Annotated in this window: 13 protein-coding genes; 4 read left to right on the forward strand and 9 right to left on the reverse strand. The window is 66.5% G+C overall.

Features of this window, described 5'->3' with window-relative positions; translation table 11 throughout:
• Positions 1–36 precede the first annotated feature (36 nt).
• From K6T25_RS07370 to K6T25_RS07380, 3 genes are read right to left on the reverse strand one after another with little or no spacing between them, the layout of a single operon-like run.
• A complete protein-coding gene (locus K6T25_RS07370) occupies positions 37–639 on the reverse strand; it encodes a Zn-ribbon domain-containing protein (protein WP_222917638.1) in 603 nt (200 codons plus the stop codon).
• Positions 640–641: 2 nt separating this feature from the next.
• Complete coding sequence (locus tag K6T25_RS07375) at positions 642–1034, reverse strand: DUF2073 domain-containing protein (protein WP_222917640.1); 393 nt, start codon at positions 1032–1034, stop codon at positions 642–644.
• Positions 1034–1675: an Era-like GTP-binding protein gene (locus K6T25_RS07380; RefSeq protein ID WP_222917642.1), complete on the reverse strand. Its 642-nt coding sequence runs from the start codon at positions 1673–1675 to the stop codon at positions 1034–1036. Before K6T25_RS07380 ends, K6T25_RS07375 begins: the two co-directional genes overlap by 1 nt.
• Before the next feature lie 1121 nt (positions 1676–2796).
• On the opposite strand from K6T25_RS07380, the gene K6T25_RS07385 reads away from it, so the two are divergent.
• Positions 2797–4626: a Cdc6/Cdc18 family protein gene (locus K6T25_RS07385; RefSeq protein ID WP_222917644.1), complete on the forward strand. Its 1830-nt coding sequence runs from the start codon at positions 2797–2799 to the stop codon at positions 4624–4626.
• Between the two features lie 186 nt (positions 4627–4812).
• On the opposite strand, the gene K6T25_RS07390 is transcribed toward K6T25_RS07385, so the two are convergent.
• Entirely contained in the window at positions 4813–5571 is a 759-nt protein-coding gene (locus K6T25_RS07390) for a S26 family signal peptidase (protein ID WP_222917646.1), read from the reverse strand.
• A 398-nt stretch (positions 5572–5969) separates the two neighbouring features.
• On the opposite strand from K6T25_RS07390, the gene K6T25_RS07395 reads away from it, so the two are divergent.
• Together K6T25_RS07395 and K6T25_RS07400 are read left to right on the forward strand one after the other, a co-directional pair.
• Positions 5970–7562, forward strand: coding sequence for a DNA-directed DNA polymerase II small subunit (locus K6T25_RS07395; protein WP_222917648.1), 1593 nt, complete (start codon positions 5970–5972; stop codon positions 7560–7562).
• 329 nt (positions 7563–7891) lie between these two features.
• Positions 7892–8470 (forward strand): hypothetical protein, encoded by a 579-nt coding sequence (locus tag K6T25_RS07400; RefSeq protein ID WP_222917650.1) that lies wholly within the window; start codon positions 7892–7894, stop codon positions 8468–8470.
• A 217-nt stretch (positions 8471–8687) separates the two neighbouring features.
• Here the strand turns inward: K6T25_RS07400 and K6T25_RS07405 are convergent, their stop codons facing one another.
• A complete protein-coding gene (locus tag K6T25_RS07405; RefSeq protein WP_222917652.1) occupies positions 8688–9116 on the reverse strand; it encodes a hypothetical protein in 429 nt (142 codons plus the stop codon).
• A gap of 171 nt (positions 9117–9287) precedes the next feature.
• Between K6T25_RS07405 and K6T25_RS07410 the strand changes: the two genes are divergently transcribed.
• Positions 9288–9980, forward strand: coding sequence for a class I SAM-dependent methyltransferase (locus K6T25_RS07410; protein WP_222917653.1), 693 nt, complete (start codon positions 9288–9290; stop codon positions 9978–9980).
• Positions 9981–10077: 97 nt separating this feature from the next.
• Here the strand turns inward: K6T25_RS07410 and K6T25_RS07415 are convergent, their stop codons facing one another.
• From K6T25_RS07415 to K6T25_RS07430, 4 genes are all read right to left on the reverse strand, one after another.
• Positions 10078–10602, reverse strand: coding sequence for a DoxX family membrane protein (locus K6T25_RS07415; RefSeq protein ID WP_222917655.1), 525 nt, complete (start codon positions 10600–10602; stop codon positions 10078–10080).
• Positions 10603–10731: 129 nt separating this feature from the next.
• Positions 10732–12018 (reverse strand): ABC transporter ATP-binding protein, encoded by a 1287-nt coding sequence (locus K6T25_RS07420; RefSeq protein ID WP_225917835.1) that lies wholly within the window; start codon positions 12016–12018, stop codon positions 10732–10734.
• Entirely contained in the window at positions 12011–13783 is a 1773-nt protein-coding gene (locus tag K6T25_RS07425; protein WP_222917659.1) for an ABC transporter permease, read from the reverse strand. The genes K6T25_RS07420 and K6T25_RS07425 overlap by 8 nt, the downstream gene beginning before the upstream one ends.
• Entirely contained in the window at positions 13744–14922 is a 1179-nt protein-coding gene (locus K6T25_RS07430; RefSeq protein ID WP_222917661.1) for a thiamine ABC transporter substrate-binding protein, read from the reverse strand. Before K6T25_RS07430 ends, K6T25_RS07425 begins: the two co-directional genes overlap by 40 nt.
• Between the last annotated feature and the right edge of the window lie 87 nt (positions 14923–15009).

Raw genomic sequence — 15009 nt, forward strand, 5'->3', positions numbered from 1 at the left:
GCCGTTTCGGGTGGCGCAGATCGTTCGGGCCCGCGTTCAGCGGTCGTCCCAGCCTTCGGGCATCTCGATGACGTATCGGCCGTCCTCACGCAACGAGATGATGTACTCCTCTCGGTCGTACAGCTCCATGAGGTTCAGTTCGTACTGTCCCGGACTGACGATGCGGATGGACTCGAACTGGTCGTTGAGCTTCTGCCGGAGGGCATCCAGGTTCGGGTCCGAATCCTCCGTATCCGCCGAATCGGCGTCGTCAGCTGACGAGGATACCTCATTCTGTTCGGTTCGATCGGTCACCGGTTCAGTGGATTCGGCGGCCGCCGCGAGTTCGTCGGGCGAGACGACGTCAGAGCGGGCGCTCGCCTGTGCGCCGTCTTCCGTGTCGGGTGCCGTCCGGGACGACGTGTTCGTTCCCGCCACGTCGTCTGGGTTCGTTCCCGCCACGTCGTTAGCGCTCGGTTCATCGCTCGAGACTGTCGAAGCGGTTCGGTCCGTGGTATCCTCCGTTTCGGGTGGAGCGGTATCGCTCCCGCCGTCCGGGTCGAACTGGAACTTGTTGCCGCCGCAGTCGGGACACCCCGAGAGCATCTCCTTCGATCCGTCGGCGAACGTCCGTCCGCAGTTGGTACACTGGTGCGGCATCGCTACTTGCGTGAGACGAGCGCGCTGATGAGGTCCTCGTCTTTGTGCAGCGTCTCGATCTGGTTTGCCGGCCCGATCACGGTCAGCTTCTTCGCGGTCTCCTCCTTGCCGAGGAGCCGACCGACGAGTCCCTGGTTCGGCTGTTGACTCGAGGGGTACGTCTCGATCTCGATGCCCGAGAAGTCGTCGGGGCTGATCTCGGTCATCGTGACCTCGATGAGCTTCGATTCCTCCTCGGGCGAGAGGCCGGCCTCGAGAACGACGATATCGCCGTCGCGGACGGAGTCGAGAATGAGCCGGATCTTCTCCATCGAGGTGAGTCCCTCCATCCGGCCGCCGCTGATCAGGTCGATACGGACGCCGTCCCCGTCGTCGGGAGCGGTTGCTTCGGACATTATCCGAAGTACTCCGCGATCTTCTCGTACACTTCGTCCATGTTGTCCCCCTCAAGCGCCGACAGCGGCACGGTCTCGTGTTGCGGGAACGCGTCGGCGATGCGCTTCACGTCGGCGTCGTCGAGGTCGACCTTGTTCGCGAAGATGAGCACCGGGAGGTCCTGACTCTCGATGATCCCGATGAGCATCGTGTTGACCTGCGTGAACGGGTCCGTGGTCGAGTCGAGCACGTAGATGACGCCGTCGACGTCCTCGCGGAGCCAGTGCATCGCCTCCGCGACACCCTCGGTCGCTTCCCGCGACCGCTTGACGGCGTCCTCCTTCTCCATGTCGTGATCGAGGAACTCCTTGTAGTCCACCTTCGTGGTCACGCCCGGCGTGTCCACGATGTCGATGGTGACGGTCTTGCCGTTCCGTTCGATCTCGACGTTCTCTTTCCTTCGCGCGCGACGCGTCTCGTGCGGGATGTGGCTCTCCGGCCCGACGGCGTCGCCGGTCCAGTCGCGGGCGATCCGATTCGCCAGCGTCGTCTTGCCCGCGTTCGGCGGGCCGTATATCCCGATCCGTTTGGGCTCGTCGTCGGCAAAAAGCCGATCGGTGACCCGTGTAATACTGTCCCTGAGATTGGTGAGCAGACCCATCCTGGCCTCCGTTCCCCTCCGTCCCGTGTGGAGGGCGTTATCGCTCCAAACCATCGGCGCCACTTAAGCACTACGTCAGACAGGGTACGCTACGGTTTCTCGCCGACGAACGGGTAGTACGAACGATCAACCTGTATGTAACCGATTGCAAGCCGAACGCTCGGGAGTGACAGCTGATTGGAGGAATCACGGTAGCCGGTCGGAAGGGAGGACTGCAGTTGGGGACATCCAACCTGAGAGGGGTGAATTGAGGTGATCGCTGTGAACACGCGTAGACGGGATAACGCCCGAAACGGATGCTAGGAAGGACTGCTAGCGCTCCGGGAGGACACCCAACCTCCGATCGGGACGATATCCCGACTCGGTATCGACTCGTATCTGGGTCGTGTGTCTGGTTGTAGTGATCTACTACCAACAGTAACGTGCGGAGGCTGCTAGATCACAGTCGGGTCCGATCACCCCCACCCCTCTGTTTCGTGTGGAACTCATCGATCACGGGGAGTGGGGGTCGTCGAGAAGAGGTTCTCTAGATCAGATAACACACCAAATAAATCGTATTTGCTAGTCGTTCGGATATTGTTAAATCTGCTGTGGCATAAATACTTCTGATCTGAATAAGGTCCTTCCCCCTCCCCCTCTACGAGCGTTTCCACCGGAAACGAAGGGGTGGGGGGGATACGAAGCGCGGCCCAGCTACGGACTCGGCATCGAGTATAGGTTCGACGCCACCAGGAGAACTTCTAGTCGAATCCGGGTACAACGTAGATCGATTCGAGCCGATGAAACTGCGGTCCTCGGTCGCAAAGCGAGCGAGTAATCCGTGTATCGTATCGGGATGTCCCGTAGTCGAAGACCGCTCATCTGACCGATCGCACACCCGAAACTTCGTATGTTGCACCCTTCTTTCTCGTCGAACGACCGCTCTCGAACTCGCCCGCATCGACGCCGTTCGAGCGAACAGTAACGTTTTTTAACAGGCTGTCCATCCTCTTCGATTGCATCATCTGGACACGATCGGTCACTGCTCCGGGTTCAATATACTCTATACACGGGTCGAAGACCCGTTATCCGGCAGATGCCCGCTATGGATTCCAGTCGAAACAAAGGGGTACAAGAGACCGATGACACGGGACGACGAACCGGAACACAGTTCGAACGACGGCGGAACCGACGACCGGTCGGAGGCGACGGTGAACTCCGACGAAAACAACGACTCCACCCGAAGTGACGGACGGTCGTCCGACTCCGGGAGCGGCGGCTCGGGAATCGAGTCCGAGTCGGACACGGAACCGGAATCTGCCCCCACTGTACCCTCCGCCGCGGACGATGACGGCGGGAAAAGCGGCGATCACGACGGCGATATCGGTCAGGACGCTAGCGGCGACACCGATCGGAACGCTGACGGCGACACCGATCGGAACGCTGACGGCGACACCGATCGGAACGCTGACGGCGACACCGATCTCGATGCGGGTGGAACGTCATTCGACTTCGGGTCCGGGTCGCGGTCGCGAACGGACGTCGATCTCGACGTCGACGAGGTACTCGCGGACGAGGACGACGAAGCGAGCACCGGATTGTTCGACGACCTCCTCTCCGGCGAGCCTATCTTCGAGAACAAGGAGGTGCTTCGTCCCTCGTACACGCCCCACGAGCTTCCCCATCGGAAAGACCAGATCAACAAGATGGCGACGATTCTCGTGTCCGCACTGCGCGGGGAAACGCCGTCGAACATCCTCATCTACGGGAAGACGGGGACGGGGAAGACGGCCTCGGCGAAGTTCGTCTCCCAGGAACTCGAGTCGACCAGTCAGAAGTACGACGTTCCCTGTGAGGTCGAGTACATTAACTGCGAGGTGACGGACACCCAGTACCGCGTGCTCGCACAGCTCGCGAACAAGTTCATCGAGAAGAACGAACGAGTCATCGACGATCGCCTCGACGACCTCCGCGACCTCCGTTCGACGGCTGCCGACGACGACAGAGCGCTCGAGGGGACCGAGTTCGCCTCCGTCGCCGATGTCGACGAGCGTATCGCCGACCTCGAGTCGGATCGCGAAGAGATGCAGGAAGTACCGATGACGGGATGGCCGACGGACCGCGTCTACTCGACGTTCTTCGACGCCGTCGACTATCACGAGCGCGTCGTCGTTATCATGCTCGACGAGATCGACAAGCTCGTCGAGAAATCCGGCGACGACACGCTGTACAACCTCTCGCGGATGAACTCTGAACTGACCAACTCACGCATCTCCATCATGGGGATCTCCAACGACCTGAAGTTCACCGACTTCCTCGACCCCCGTGTCAAGTCGAGCCTCGGGGAGGAAGAGATAGTCTTCCCGCCGTACGACGCCAACCAGCTGCGAGACATCCTCCAGCACCGGTCGGACATCGCGTTCAAGCCCGACGCCCTCACCGAGGACGTGATACCGCTGTGTGCCGCCTTTGCCGCGCAAGAACACGGGGACGCCCGGCGCGCGCTGGATCTCCTGCGCACCGCGGGCGAACTCGCCGAACGCTCGCAGGCAGACCTCGTCGAGGAGGCACACGTCCGACAGGCACAGGACAAAATCGAGTTGGATCGCGTCGTCGAGGTGGTGCGTACGCTCCCGACGCAGAGCAAGATCGTCCTCTTTTCGATCATCCTCCTCGAGCAGAACGGCGTTCACAACGTCAACACCGGCGAGGTGTTCAACATCTACAAGCGGCTCTGTGAGGAGATCGACGCCGACGTGCTCACCCAGCGTCGGGTGACCGATCTCATTTCGGAACTCGATATGCTGGGGATCGTCAACGCGGTCGTCGTCTCGAAGGGCCGCTACGGCCGAACGAAGGAGATCTCCCTGTCCGTCCCGATCGACGAAACCGAGGCCGTTCTCCTCTCGGATTCCCGTCTCGGGGACATCGAGGACGTCCAGCCGTTCGTCCAGGCCCGGTTCGACAACTGAGCTGTCGAACCCCGGCTACGCGGCCGGACGCACTCGCGACCGGATTCGAACAGTCGATCGATACACGGATTCGAACAGTCGACACGTCCACGTGGTTGACGGGCGGCCCGACTCGCAAGGTACCGGAGACAGTCGATATCCCCTTTCTTTCGACTCCACGATCCGCTTTCAGTATTCGAATTTCGGTTAGGCTATAGTTCCACCTGAAATGCTCCTGTTCACGCTCGTACTCGGGTTCGGCTGCGGGGTTCGCTCGCCGCCGAGTTCGGCGGCAGTTGCGAGCCCGCTTCCGGCGCCGTCAGTCTGCACGAGCACCACCTCCGAGAAGACGAGCCGAACGTACCCGAGGTACGGGACGCGAACGCGCGCGACGCCGCGGACCCATTCGGACTTCACGACGGGAGCGATACCGCTCACCTGATCGTATTCGGCGTTCGCGTCACCTTTCGTGATGAACCCATCGTACGGAGCCGGGCAGGCGGGAACGTCTTCACAGGAGGTCGCGGGCAGATAGTCGGGGTTCGCACGGTCGATCCAGTTTTCGTCCTCCTCGACGTGCAGCCGTGCCCGGTGAATGATCGGCGAGCCGCCCGATCCCGGCGGGTGATACACGATCACGGACCCTGGATCGCCGAAGGTGGCGTACGCTTCGGCCGCGCCGGTCTCGTAGGTAACGATCCCGGTGTCGCCGTACGCGAACTCAGGGGAGAACCGGTCCGGTTCCGTGATGAACACGAGGTCGCCACGCTCCATGTGCGGTTCCATGCTGCCGGATTCGACGGCGACCATCGGCGGCCAGACGCCCGAGACGGCGAACAGCAGGAGCCCGATCAGCGCGACCGCGAGCACCGACGTGAGCACCTCGCGGATGAACACCAACGCACCCGTCTCGGCGTGAAGGAACCGTGACAGCGGGTCGTCGGGTGACCGCCCGTCGTCGCTCATTACTCACTTGAACCCGGGGACCGGTGTTGAACTTTCTGTTACCGCGTCATCTTCCGGAGTTTGGTCCCGTTGATACCCACACTGTCAGATCGGACTGTCGCTACGTGAGGCTATCAACGCCGCGATTCAAGCACTGGTCACGATAAATCCGGGGTTGGTCAGGAGGCATCCGGGGCAGGTCACGAGATCTGTTTGGTATCACCGCGACCATGGATCGCATGGTCGACACCGCCGACACCCCTGAAACCGCCGACACCCCGAAACCCCCGACACCCCTGAAACCGCCGACACCCCTGAAACCGCCGACACCCCGAAACCCCCGACACCGCCGAAACCCCCGACACCGTTCCGGGTACCTATCCGCTATCCTTTTGCCTCCCCCCGGCGGACCTCCCCTCGTGCCGCTGGAGACGTCCTCCCGAGTCGTGCAGGCGCTCACCCGTCGCGGGTACAACGCCGAACGGGAGGCCGTTACGCTCATTGCCGAGTCGGAGACGCCGGAACTCGCTCTCGAAGCGGCTATCGAGACCGCGCCCGGGGACGCACTCGTCCTCACCGCGGATCACGTCCGTGAGGCGCTCGAAACCGACCCCGTTCCGGACCCCGAACAGATCGACGACGGGACACGATCGCCCGAGTCGACTGCCGCCACGTCCTCGGCGACGGACCCCGAGACCGATCACTCCGGCTCCTCCGTTTCGACTGGAGCAACGGGAAGAGAATCACCACACGATACCGGACCGGTTCCAAGCGAAACGGAGGGGTCCGCGGTCGGCGATCGATCCCCGAAGACGCCCGTCGTCGCGAACGATATGACCGGCGCGTCGACGGGGACGGGAGCCTACGACGAGTTCGTGGGCGTGTTCCGCGACCGGTACGAGCGGCTCTCCGGACAGCTTCGGGGTCGCGTCAACCATCGCCCCGCCGACTCCATCGAGGCGATGGGCGGCGGCGCTGACGTGGAGACGATCGGCCTCGTCAACGACATCCGGTCGACCGCATCGGGCCACTGGCTCATCGAGTTGGAGGACACCACGGGGACGTTCCCGTGTCTCGTGATGAAGGACCGCGACTTCGCGGACCTGGTCGACGAACTGCTGCTGGACGAGTGTATCGCCGTGTCGGGGACGCTCGCGGACGACGCGGGCATCGTCTTCGTCGACGCGATCCACTTCCCGGACGTTCCCCGCACGTACCGCCCGAGCACCGCTGACCGCCACGTACAGGCGGCGCTGATCTCCGACGTGCACGTCGGCTCACAGGAGTTCCTCGCCGACGCGTGGGGTCGGTTCGCCGACTGGCTCCACACGGAGGAGGCCGAACACGTCGAGTATCTCCTCCTCGCGGGAGACATGGTCGAGGGCGTCGGTGTCTACCCGGGCCAGGACGAGGAGCTCGACATCGTCGACATCTACGAGCAGTACGAGGCCTTCTCGGAGCACCTCAAGGCGGTGCCGGGCGACATGGAGGTCGTGATGATCCCCGGGAACCACGACGCGGTTCGACTCGCCGAACCCCAGCCGGGATTCGACGAGGAGCTTCGGGAGATCATGAGCGCCCACGACCCGCAGATCGTGAGCAACCCCGCGATGGTCAACGTGGAGGGTGTGAACGTCCTCATGTACCACGGCGTCTCTCTCGACGAGGTGATCGCCGAACTGCCGGAGGAGAAGGCCAGCTACGACGAGCCGCACAAGGCGATGTACCAGCTCCTCAAGAAACGACACGTCGCTCCGCAGTTCGGCGGGAAAACCCGCGTCGCCCCGGAGGAGCGCGACTACCTCGTCATCGACGAGGTGCCGGACGTGTTCCACACGGGGCACGTCCACAAGCTCGGCTGGGGAAAGTACCACAACGTCCTCGCGGTCAACTCCGGCTGCTGGCAGGCCCAGACCGACTTCCAGAAGTCGGTCAACATCGACCCCGACGTCGCCCACGCGCCGATCCTGGACCTGGACACGCTCGACATGACGGTTCGGAAGTTCACCTGAACCGCTTTTCGCCTCGGGTTTCCTCGCGCTCGCTTCGCTCGCGCTGCGGGAACCGCTCGGCGAAACCCCGTTCATGTTGTCGGATTCCTCCGAAATCCGACTACTAATCAGAACCGCGAAGCGGTGCTGATGATGCTGTCGGAACGCTCCGCGTTCCGACTGCTGACGAGAAATCTTCGACTTCCCGTAATGACAAAACTGCCGCTCACTCGGGTCGCCTTCGGCGACCCTCGCTCGCGGTGAGCGACCCGGTGACCCGCGACCGCACCGGATCCGCGTCGTCTCGAACTGCGAGAGGGTTCTTTCGTGTGGGCGCCGTATGCACTGGTATGCCACCGTCCCCGACACGCCGGGAATTGCTCGTCGCCGGCGCGAGCGCGTCGGCCGCCGCGTTCGCCGGCTGTCTCGACGCCGGCGACGACAACTCGGCGACGACCGACGGTGACAGCGGGGGCCCTGACTCGGGGCCCGCGACGACAGCCGACACCGACGGAACCGCCGTCGCGACGACCGCGGAGAATTCGGACGGAACCGTAACCCCCGGCGACGACCTCGACCTCCGCGAGGCCAACGTCACGGCGGTCTCGGTCGACTGTGACAGTGGGGAGTGTCGTTTCGACGTGACGCTGTACCACGATGACGACGGCGAGGACGGCTACGCGAACTGGTGGCAGGTGAACTCCCGCGACGGCGAGCGGCTCGGTCGACGCGATCTCGTCCACGCACACGGGACGCGGGAGTTCACGCGGTCGGCGACGATACGGGTCCCCGAGGGGATCAGCGAGGTGGTCGTCCGCGGGCACGATCGAACCCACGGCTACGGGGGCCAGGCGATGATCGTCGACCTCACGACCGGGGAGACGCGGGCCGTCCGACAGGGTTCCGGGCCGGACTGGTTCGCCGAGTGATGACGGGCGGGGCTCTCGCCTCATTCCGTTGCTCCCGTGGTCCCCCCGGAGTGCTCCCGTGGTCCGTCCGGAGTCGTGTCACACGACACCCGACCTGGTCACGTTGGTCGCGTTCCAGCCGGACGCCTCGCTCGGCGATCCTGAGGTCCCGAGCGACGACTGATGCACGGACGGATCCGCTCTCGCTTCCGGTTCGACTCCGGTCGGTTTCCCCGTACTACGGCTCGTCGACGCGGTAACGCGTCGTCGCGCGCCCTTCGAACCGTGGTCCCGCTCCGGTCGCCTCGAACCCCGCGCTCTCGGCCGCATCCCGGAGATCGTTTTCGTCCTCAGTCACGAGTAGTTCGACGGCCATCCCCTCGTTCGCGGCGAAGCGAAGCGGTTCGGCGAGCAGCTGTTCGGCGGCCTCACGGGTGCCGCCGAACTGCGTGACGTGAACGGCGTCGCCGCGGACGTCGAAGCTGACGAACCCCAAGAGATCGACGGGATCCGCGTCGACGTCCTCGTTCGGGTCGGTCGCGGCCTCCTCCTCGACGGCGACGCGGACCGTCCGGTCGTGGACCAGCCCCCGCATCGCGTCCGACGGCGCGTCGGCGATGGCTGCCAGCGCCTCGGCGTCCGCCTCCACCGCGTCCCGGACGTGCATACTCCCGCTTGGCCCGCATCCACCCTAAAGCCTCACCCCGCACGCTACAATCGTCACCCCGCACGCTACAATCTCACCCCGCACGCTACGATCCCGCCACGTACCCCACAGGGACACTCCGCCTCGGGCGACACCGGCGGGATATTACACGGCGGACACGAACTCGAGCACATGAGTGTTCGCAAGGAGTTCGACGCCTGGGCCGCGGACGGCCGCGATACGGGGATGGAGGAGCGCCACTGGCACACCGCAAAGCACGTGCTCGCGCGGATGCCCGTCGAGGACGGCGACCGCGTGCTCGATCTGGGAACCGGGAGCGGATACGCGCTGCGCGCGCTCGCCGAGTCGACCGGGATGGCTCGCGGGTACGGCCTCGACGGCGCCCCCGAGATGGCGCACAACGCCCGCGGGTACGCCCTCGACGCGTCGCCGGCCGCCGATCTCGGCTTCGTCGTCGGCGACTTCGGACAGCTCCCGTTCGCGGACGACTCGCTGGATCACGCGGTCACGATGGAGGCGTTCTACTACAGCGCCGACCCGGGCGAGACGCTCCGGGAGGTCGCCCGCGTCCTGCAGCCGGGCGGTACGTTCTACTGCGCGGTCAACTACTACGAGGAGAACGTCCACAGCCACGACTGGCAGGAGCACATCTCCGTCGACATGACCCGCTGGAACGCCGCCGAGTACCGCGCTGCCTTCCGCGAGGCCGGACTCCACGTCGCCGAGCAGGACAACGTCGCCGACACGGAGATCGACATCCCGCCCGCCGAGGAGTTCCCGACGGAGAACTGGGACACTCGCGAGGCCATGGTCGAGCGCTATCGCGAGTTCGGAACGCTGCTCACCGTCGGCGTCGCCCCGTAGGTGAGCGAGCACACGTCGTTGTCGGCATGGAGACGGCGTCAGTACCGAGAAGGCGTGAGATCGAACAGAAGCGGTCACCGGTCGCCGGTCGACATCCTCACAGGAGGTATCGGAGCAGCCCGTCCTCCCGGAGGTCGAACCGCTCGGCCAGCAGGCCGTCGACGCCGAGCACGCGGCCGGCGGCGAACACGCCGACGGTCACGAACGCGACCAGGCCGAGCAGGTCGCCGTTGACGTAGCCGTGCGCCCAGTCGGCGTTCCCGAGGTAGAACAGCACCATCAGGAGGCCGCCGAAGAGGGCGGCCAGCCGGGTGAGCGCGCCGACCACGAGTCCCAGCCCGATGAGCGCCTCGCCCACGGGGATGGCCACGTCGGTGAACGCCAGCAGCCACGGGGTGTTCGCGACCCACACGAACAGGCCGTGGAGGGGGCTCGCGCCGGTCGCGTTCGCCAGCCACCCGCCCGCGGCGAACGGCTCGGGGCCGATCAGCTTCGTCACACCCGCCTGCAGGAACCACCAGCCGGTGATCAGCCGGAGGGCGACAAGCCAGTAAGCGCCGACGTTTCCGACGCGGTGGGTTCCGAAGTCGAATCTCGTCTCGGTTGCAGCAGTTGTCGACATAGTTGTTCCTCCTACAGGTGAAGCAACGACCCCCACCGTGAGGAACCCCGGTGCTGACTCTCTCCGGCGGGGGTCCACCGTCTCGATTATATACCGGCTCGGTGCCGCTCGCTATCGTTTAGCATCCGGTCACAACCGCTCGACGACCCGAACGTCCGCGGAGTCGACGCCGAGGGCCACGGGTTCGCCCGCCTCGAACGACCGGCGTCCGTCGGTCCGGACGGTCACGTCGACGCCGTTCCAGTCGCAGTTGAGCCGCGTCGCGTCGCCGAGGAACTCCGTGCTCTCGACGGTCGCCGGCAGCAACGCGTCGGCGTCGCGGGTTCGGCCCGGATCCGCCGTCGGGTCCTCGCGGCCGAGCGGATCGCCGTCGTCCTCCCGACGGACGCGGATCCGCTCGGGACGCAGGCAGACGACGAGGCGCTCGCCCGCGTCGAACCGTCCGCCGTCGTCGAACTGTCCGCCCAAATCGGCTTCGATCCCATCGTCGGGGGCACTCGCGGTCGATCCGCCGGTAGCCGACAGCGGCAGCGTGTCGCTTCCATCGACGCGGAGCACGAGATGGTTGTCGCCGGCGGCGACCGCGCTCGTGGCCTCGGTCACGCGTTCCGAGATCTCGATCCCCGCCGCCCCGCCCCCGACGCGTTCGACCGCGCCCGCGAACACGTTGTTGTCGCCGAGGAACTCCGCGACGAACCGGGTCGCCGGCGCGTCGTACAGTTCGCGGGGCGGCCCGACCTGCTCGACCGTGCCGCCGTCGACGACGGCGACGCGGTCGGAGACCGAGAGCGCCTCCTCCTGATCGTGGGTGACGTACACCGTCGTGATGCCCAGTTCCCGTTGGATATCCCGCACCTGCACTCGGAGGCGCTCGCGAAGGCGCGCGTCCAGCGCCGACATCGGCTCGTCGAGCAGGAGGAGCCGCGGTTCGGGCGCGAGCGCTCGCGCGAGCGCCACCCGTTGTTGTTGGCCGCCCGAGAGCGTGTCGGGGTCGCGGTCGGCGAACCCCGGAAGGTCGACGAGTTCGAGCAGCTCCGCGACGCGCTCTTCTCTGGTGGTCCCCTCCGGCGGCCCCGAAAAGCGGAGCCCGTACGCGACGTTCTCGCCGACCGTCATGTGCGGGAACAGCGCGTAGTTCTGAAACACGACGCCGATCCCCCTCGATTCGGGTGGAACGCCGGCCATCGACTCGCCGGCGATGTGTATCGAGCCCGCGGTCGGCTCCTCGAAGCCCGCGAGACACCGAAGCGTGGTGGTCTTCCCGCACCCGGAGGGGCCGACGAGGGTGAAGAACTCGCCCTCCTCGACGGTCACGTCGACGCCGCCGAGCGCGGTCGTCGACCCGTACTCGACGCGGAGGTCCTCCACTCGAACCGCCGGGTCGGACCGCTCGGCCGGCCCGGATCCCTCACCCACGGAACTCACCCCCGACGCGCTCGATGACGACGAACGAGGCGGCCGTCACCGCCAGCAACACCGTCCCCATGGCGGTCGCGGGGCCGAGCCGCCGGCCGATGAACCGCTCGACGGCGACGGGCATAGTGTAGGTTCCGCCGCCCTCCGCGAGGATGACGGTCGCGTCGAACTCGCCGATGGAGATGGCGAACGCGAACGCGGCGCCGGCGACGACGCCCGGCCACACGAGCGGCAACTCGACGTCGAGGACGGTCCGCGCGCGGGAGGCGCCGAGCGCCCGCGCCGACTCCACGAGCGCCCGGTCGAGGCGGTCCAGCGGCGGGGCGACCGTCCGCACGACGAACGGGTAGGCGCCGACCGCGTGGGCGGCGACGACGGCGACGGCGCCGGTGACGGTGAACCGGTAGCCGAACGCCTCGAACCCGAACACGAGCCCGCGGAGCAGCCCGAGGCCGACGACGATCCCAGACACCGCAAGCGGCGCCATCGACAGCGCGTCGACGAGCCAGCGCCCGCGGAACCGCCGGGTCGTGAGCACGCCCATCGCGACGCCGAGCGGAAGCGCGACGGCGAGGGCAGCCACCCCGAACAGCAGCGAGTTGACGATCGCCGGGAACGGTTTCACCTGGAACGCCGCGCCGGTCGCCTGCCGCTCCAAGAGGAACCGGTAGGCGTCGAGCGTGAACCGCCCGTCGACGCTGACGCTCGCGTAGAGCATGCTCGCGAGCGGCGCGACGAACACGAACGCGACGACGACGGCGTAGCCGGCGATCGCGAGCCGACGCGCGGCGCGCTCGCGGCTCCACGAGTCGGGCCACAGCGGCCGGCGCGCGAGCGTCCGGACCCCGCGGCGCTCGGCCGCCTGCGCGCGCTCGTACCGGAGGTACAGCGCCATCAGCGACAGCGAGACGCCGGTCTCCAGCGCCGCAAGCGACGCGGCGCGGCCGTACTCCAGCTGCCGCCGGGCCGAGTAGATGAACACCTCGATGGTTGCGTACTGCGAGCCGCCCAGCGCCAGCGGGATGGCGAACGTCGCGAACGTGAACACGAACGTCAGCGTCGCGCCCGTCAGGAGTGCGGGGAGCAGTTGCGGAACCACCACGTCGCGGAACGCGCGCCGCCGCGAGGCGCCCAGCGAGCGGGCTGTCTCGACGGCGCCGGCGTCGACGGACTCCCACGCGGCGGCGACGACCCGCGTCACGAGCGGGGCGTTGTAGAACGCGTGCGCGACGAGGATCGCCCCCAGCGACGGGAGCAGATCGAGTTCGGGGAGCCCGAGCGCCGACAGCGCGGCGTTGAGCGTTCCGCTCGCGCCGAACGTGGCGTAGAACGCGGCGGCGACGAGCACCGACGGGACGACGAACGGTACCATCGTCACCGACCGGAGCGTGTCGCGGCCGCGGAACTCGAAGCGCGCGAGCACCCACGCCCCCGGGAGCCCGAGGAGGACGCTCAGCAGGGTCGACAGCAGCGCCTGATACGCGGTGAACCCCACTACGCGCACGAGATAGAACTCGTCGGTGAGCACCTCGACGAGCGGGCCGAAGGTGACTCGGCCGTCCTCGACGACGGCGTCGACGAACACCGTCGCCACCGGGTAGTAGAACAGCACCGCGAGGAGGAGGGCCGTGACGGCCGCCAGCAGGGGCAACGCGAACCGCTCCGCGAGCGCCGCGGGGCCGGCGCCCCGGGCGCGACGGAGGAGTCGACCGGGCCGGGCGTCGCTCACCCGCCGGCGAAGCGCCGCGCCCACTGGTCGGTCCATGTCCCGAGGTCGGCTTCGAGTTCGTCGTACGTGAAGGTGACCGACTCGGGCGGTTCCTTGGCGTACTGGGCGTAGTCGTCGGGCAGCGGGGCGTCCGCGATCGCCGGGAACGCGACGTTACGCTGGGCGATCCCGGCCTGGATCTCCGGCCGGAGCATGAACTCCATGAACGCCTCGGCGAGGCGGGGGGCGTCGCTGTCGGCGAACCGGCCCATGCCCTCGGGGTTGGCGTACCCCTGGTCGTTCAGGAACCGGATCTGGTGTTTGTCGAGGTCCTGTCCCTCCGCCGAGGCGAACACCTGGTCGGTGGAGTAGGAGACGACTATCGGCGCCTCCTCGTTGAGATACGCCGAGTAGGAATCCGACCAGTTGCCGAGCACGGTGACGCCGTTGTCCTGGAGCCGTTCCCAGTAGTCGAGGTAGCCGTCCGCGCCGAAGGCGTCGATGGTGTGGAGCATGAACGCCTCGCCGGTGGTCGAGGTGGCCGGGTTCTGCGCGATGAGGTCGCCCGCGAACTCGGGGCGGGTCAGATCCTCGAACGTCTCGGGGGCGACGAACTCGCCGTCGTCCATCGTCGCGTTCCACACCAGCGAGACGTAGCCGGTGTCGAACGGGACGGCCCGCCCCTGCGGGTCGAACTGGAGGCCGTCGCGGACGGCGTCGAGTCCCTCGATGGCTCCCGCCTCCGCGAACAGCGGGTCCGTGAACTGCCCCTCGCCGCGCTGCCCGTCGACGTCGATGAGTTGTCCGGTGTCGAGTCCGACGTACACGTCGGCCTCGAAGTCGACGCCCTGCACCGCGCGCTCGATGTAGTAGTTGAGCTCGCTGTCGGGCGTCTGGTACACGAGCGTCGCGTCGAACGCCGACTCGAACTCCCGCTTCAGCCACGCGCCCGGGCTCGTCGACGGCGCGTTCACGAACGGCGGGTACGTCGCGACCACGAGCGTGTCCGCCATCGACTCGGTCGGCTCGCCCGTCGTCGTGCCGGCGGTCGGTTCGTCGGTGTCGACCGCGTCGGTCGGTTCGCTCGTCGCCCCGTCGTCGACGGATTCGGCCGAGCACCCGGCCAGCCCGGCGACGCCGGCGGCGCCGACCGCCGTGAGGAATCGCCGTCTGCTGCGTCCGTTCGCGTCTGTCATTACTCGGTGGTCACACCCGGAGATAATTAATTCCCGCGATCCGCGCCGGAACTCGGGGACGACGCCGGACCGGCGCGTACGGGCAAT

It is taken from the genome of Halobaculum rubrum, from assembly GCF_019880225.1.
In the GTDB taxonomy this organism is placed as follows: Archaea; Halobacteriota; Halobacteria; order Halobacteriales; family Haloferacaceae; genus Halobaculum; species Halobaculum rubrum.

Coding starts and splice junctions, on each gene's coding strand:
- K6T25_RS07370 (WP_222917638.1), bottom strand. CDS start 639: ATGCCGCACCAGTGTACCAACTGCGGACGGACGTTCGCCGACGGATCG.
- K6T25_RS07375 (WP_222917640.1), bottom strand. CDS start 1,034: ATGTCCGAAGCAACCGCTCCCGACGACGGGGACGGCGTCCGTATCGAC.
- K6T25_RS07380 (WP_222917642.1), bottom strand. CDS start 1,675: ATGGGTCTGCTCACCAATCTCAGGGACAGTATTACACGGGTCACCGAT.
- K6T25_RS07385 (WP_222917644.1), top strand. CDS start 2,797: ATGACACGGGACGACGAACCGGAACACAGTTCGAACGACGGCGGAACC.
- K6T25_RS07390 (WP_222917646.1), bottom strand. CDS start 5,571: ATGAGCGACGACGGGCGGTCACCCGACGACCCGCTGTCACGGTTCCTT.
- K6T25_RS07400 (WP_222917650.1), top strand. CDS start 7,892: ATGCCACCGTCCCCGACACGCCGGGAATTGCTCGTCGCCGGCGCGAGC.
- K6T25_RS07405 (WP_222917652.1), bottom strand. CDS start 9,116: ATGCACGTCCGGGACGCGGTGGAGGCGGACGCCGAGGCGCTGGCAGCC.
- K6T25_RS07410 (WP_222917653.1), top strand. CDS start 9,288: ATGAGTGTTCGCAAGGAGTTCGACGCCTGGGCCGCGGACGGCCGCGAT.
- K6T25_RS07415 (WP_222917655.1), bottom strand. CDS start 10,602: ATGTCGACAACTGCTGCAACCGAGACGAGATTCGACTTCGGAACCCAC.
- K6T25_RS07425 (WP_222917659.1), bottom strand. CDS start 13,783: ATGGACCGACCAGTGGGCGCGGCGCTTCGCCGGCGGGTGAGCGACGCC.
- K6T25_RS07430 (WP_222917661.1), bottom strand. CDS start 14,922: ATGACAGACGCGAACGGACGCAGCAGACGGCGATTCCTCACGGCGGTC.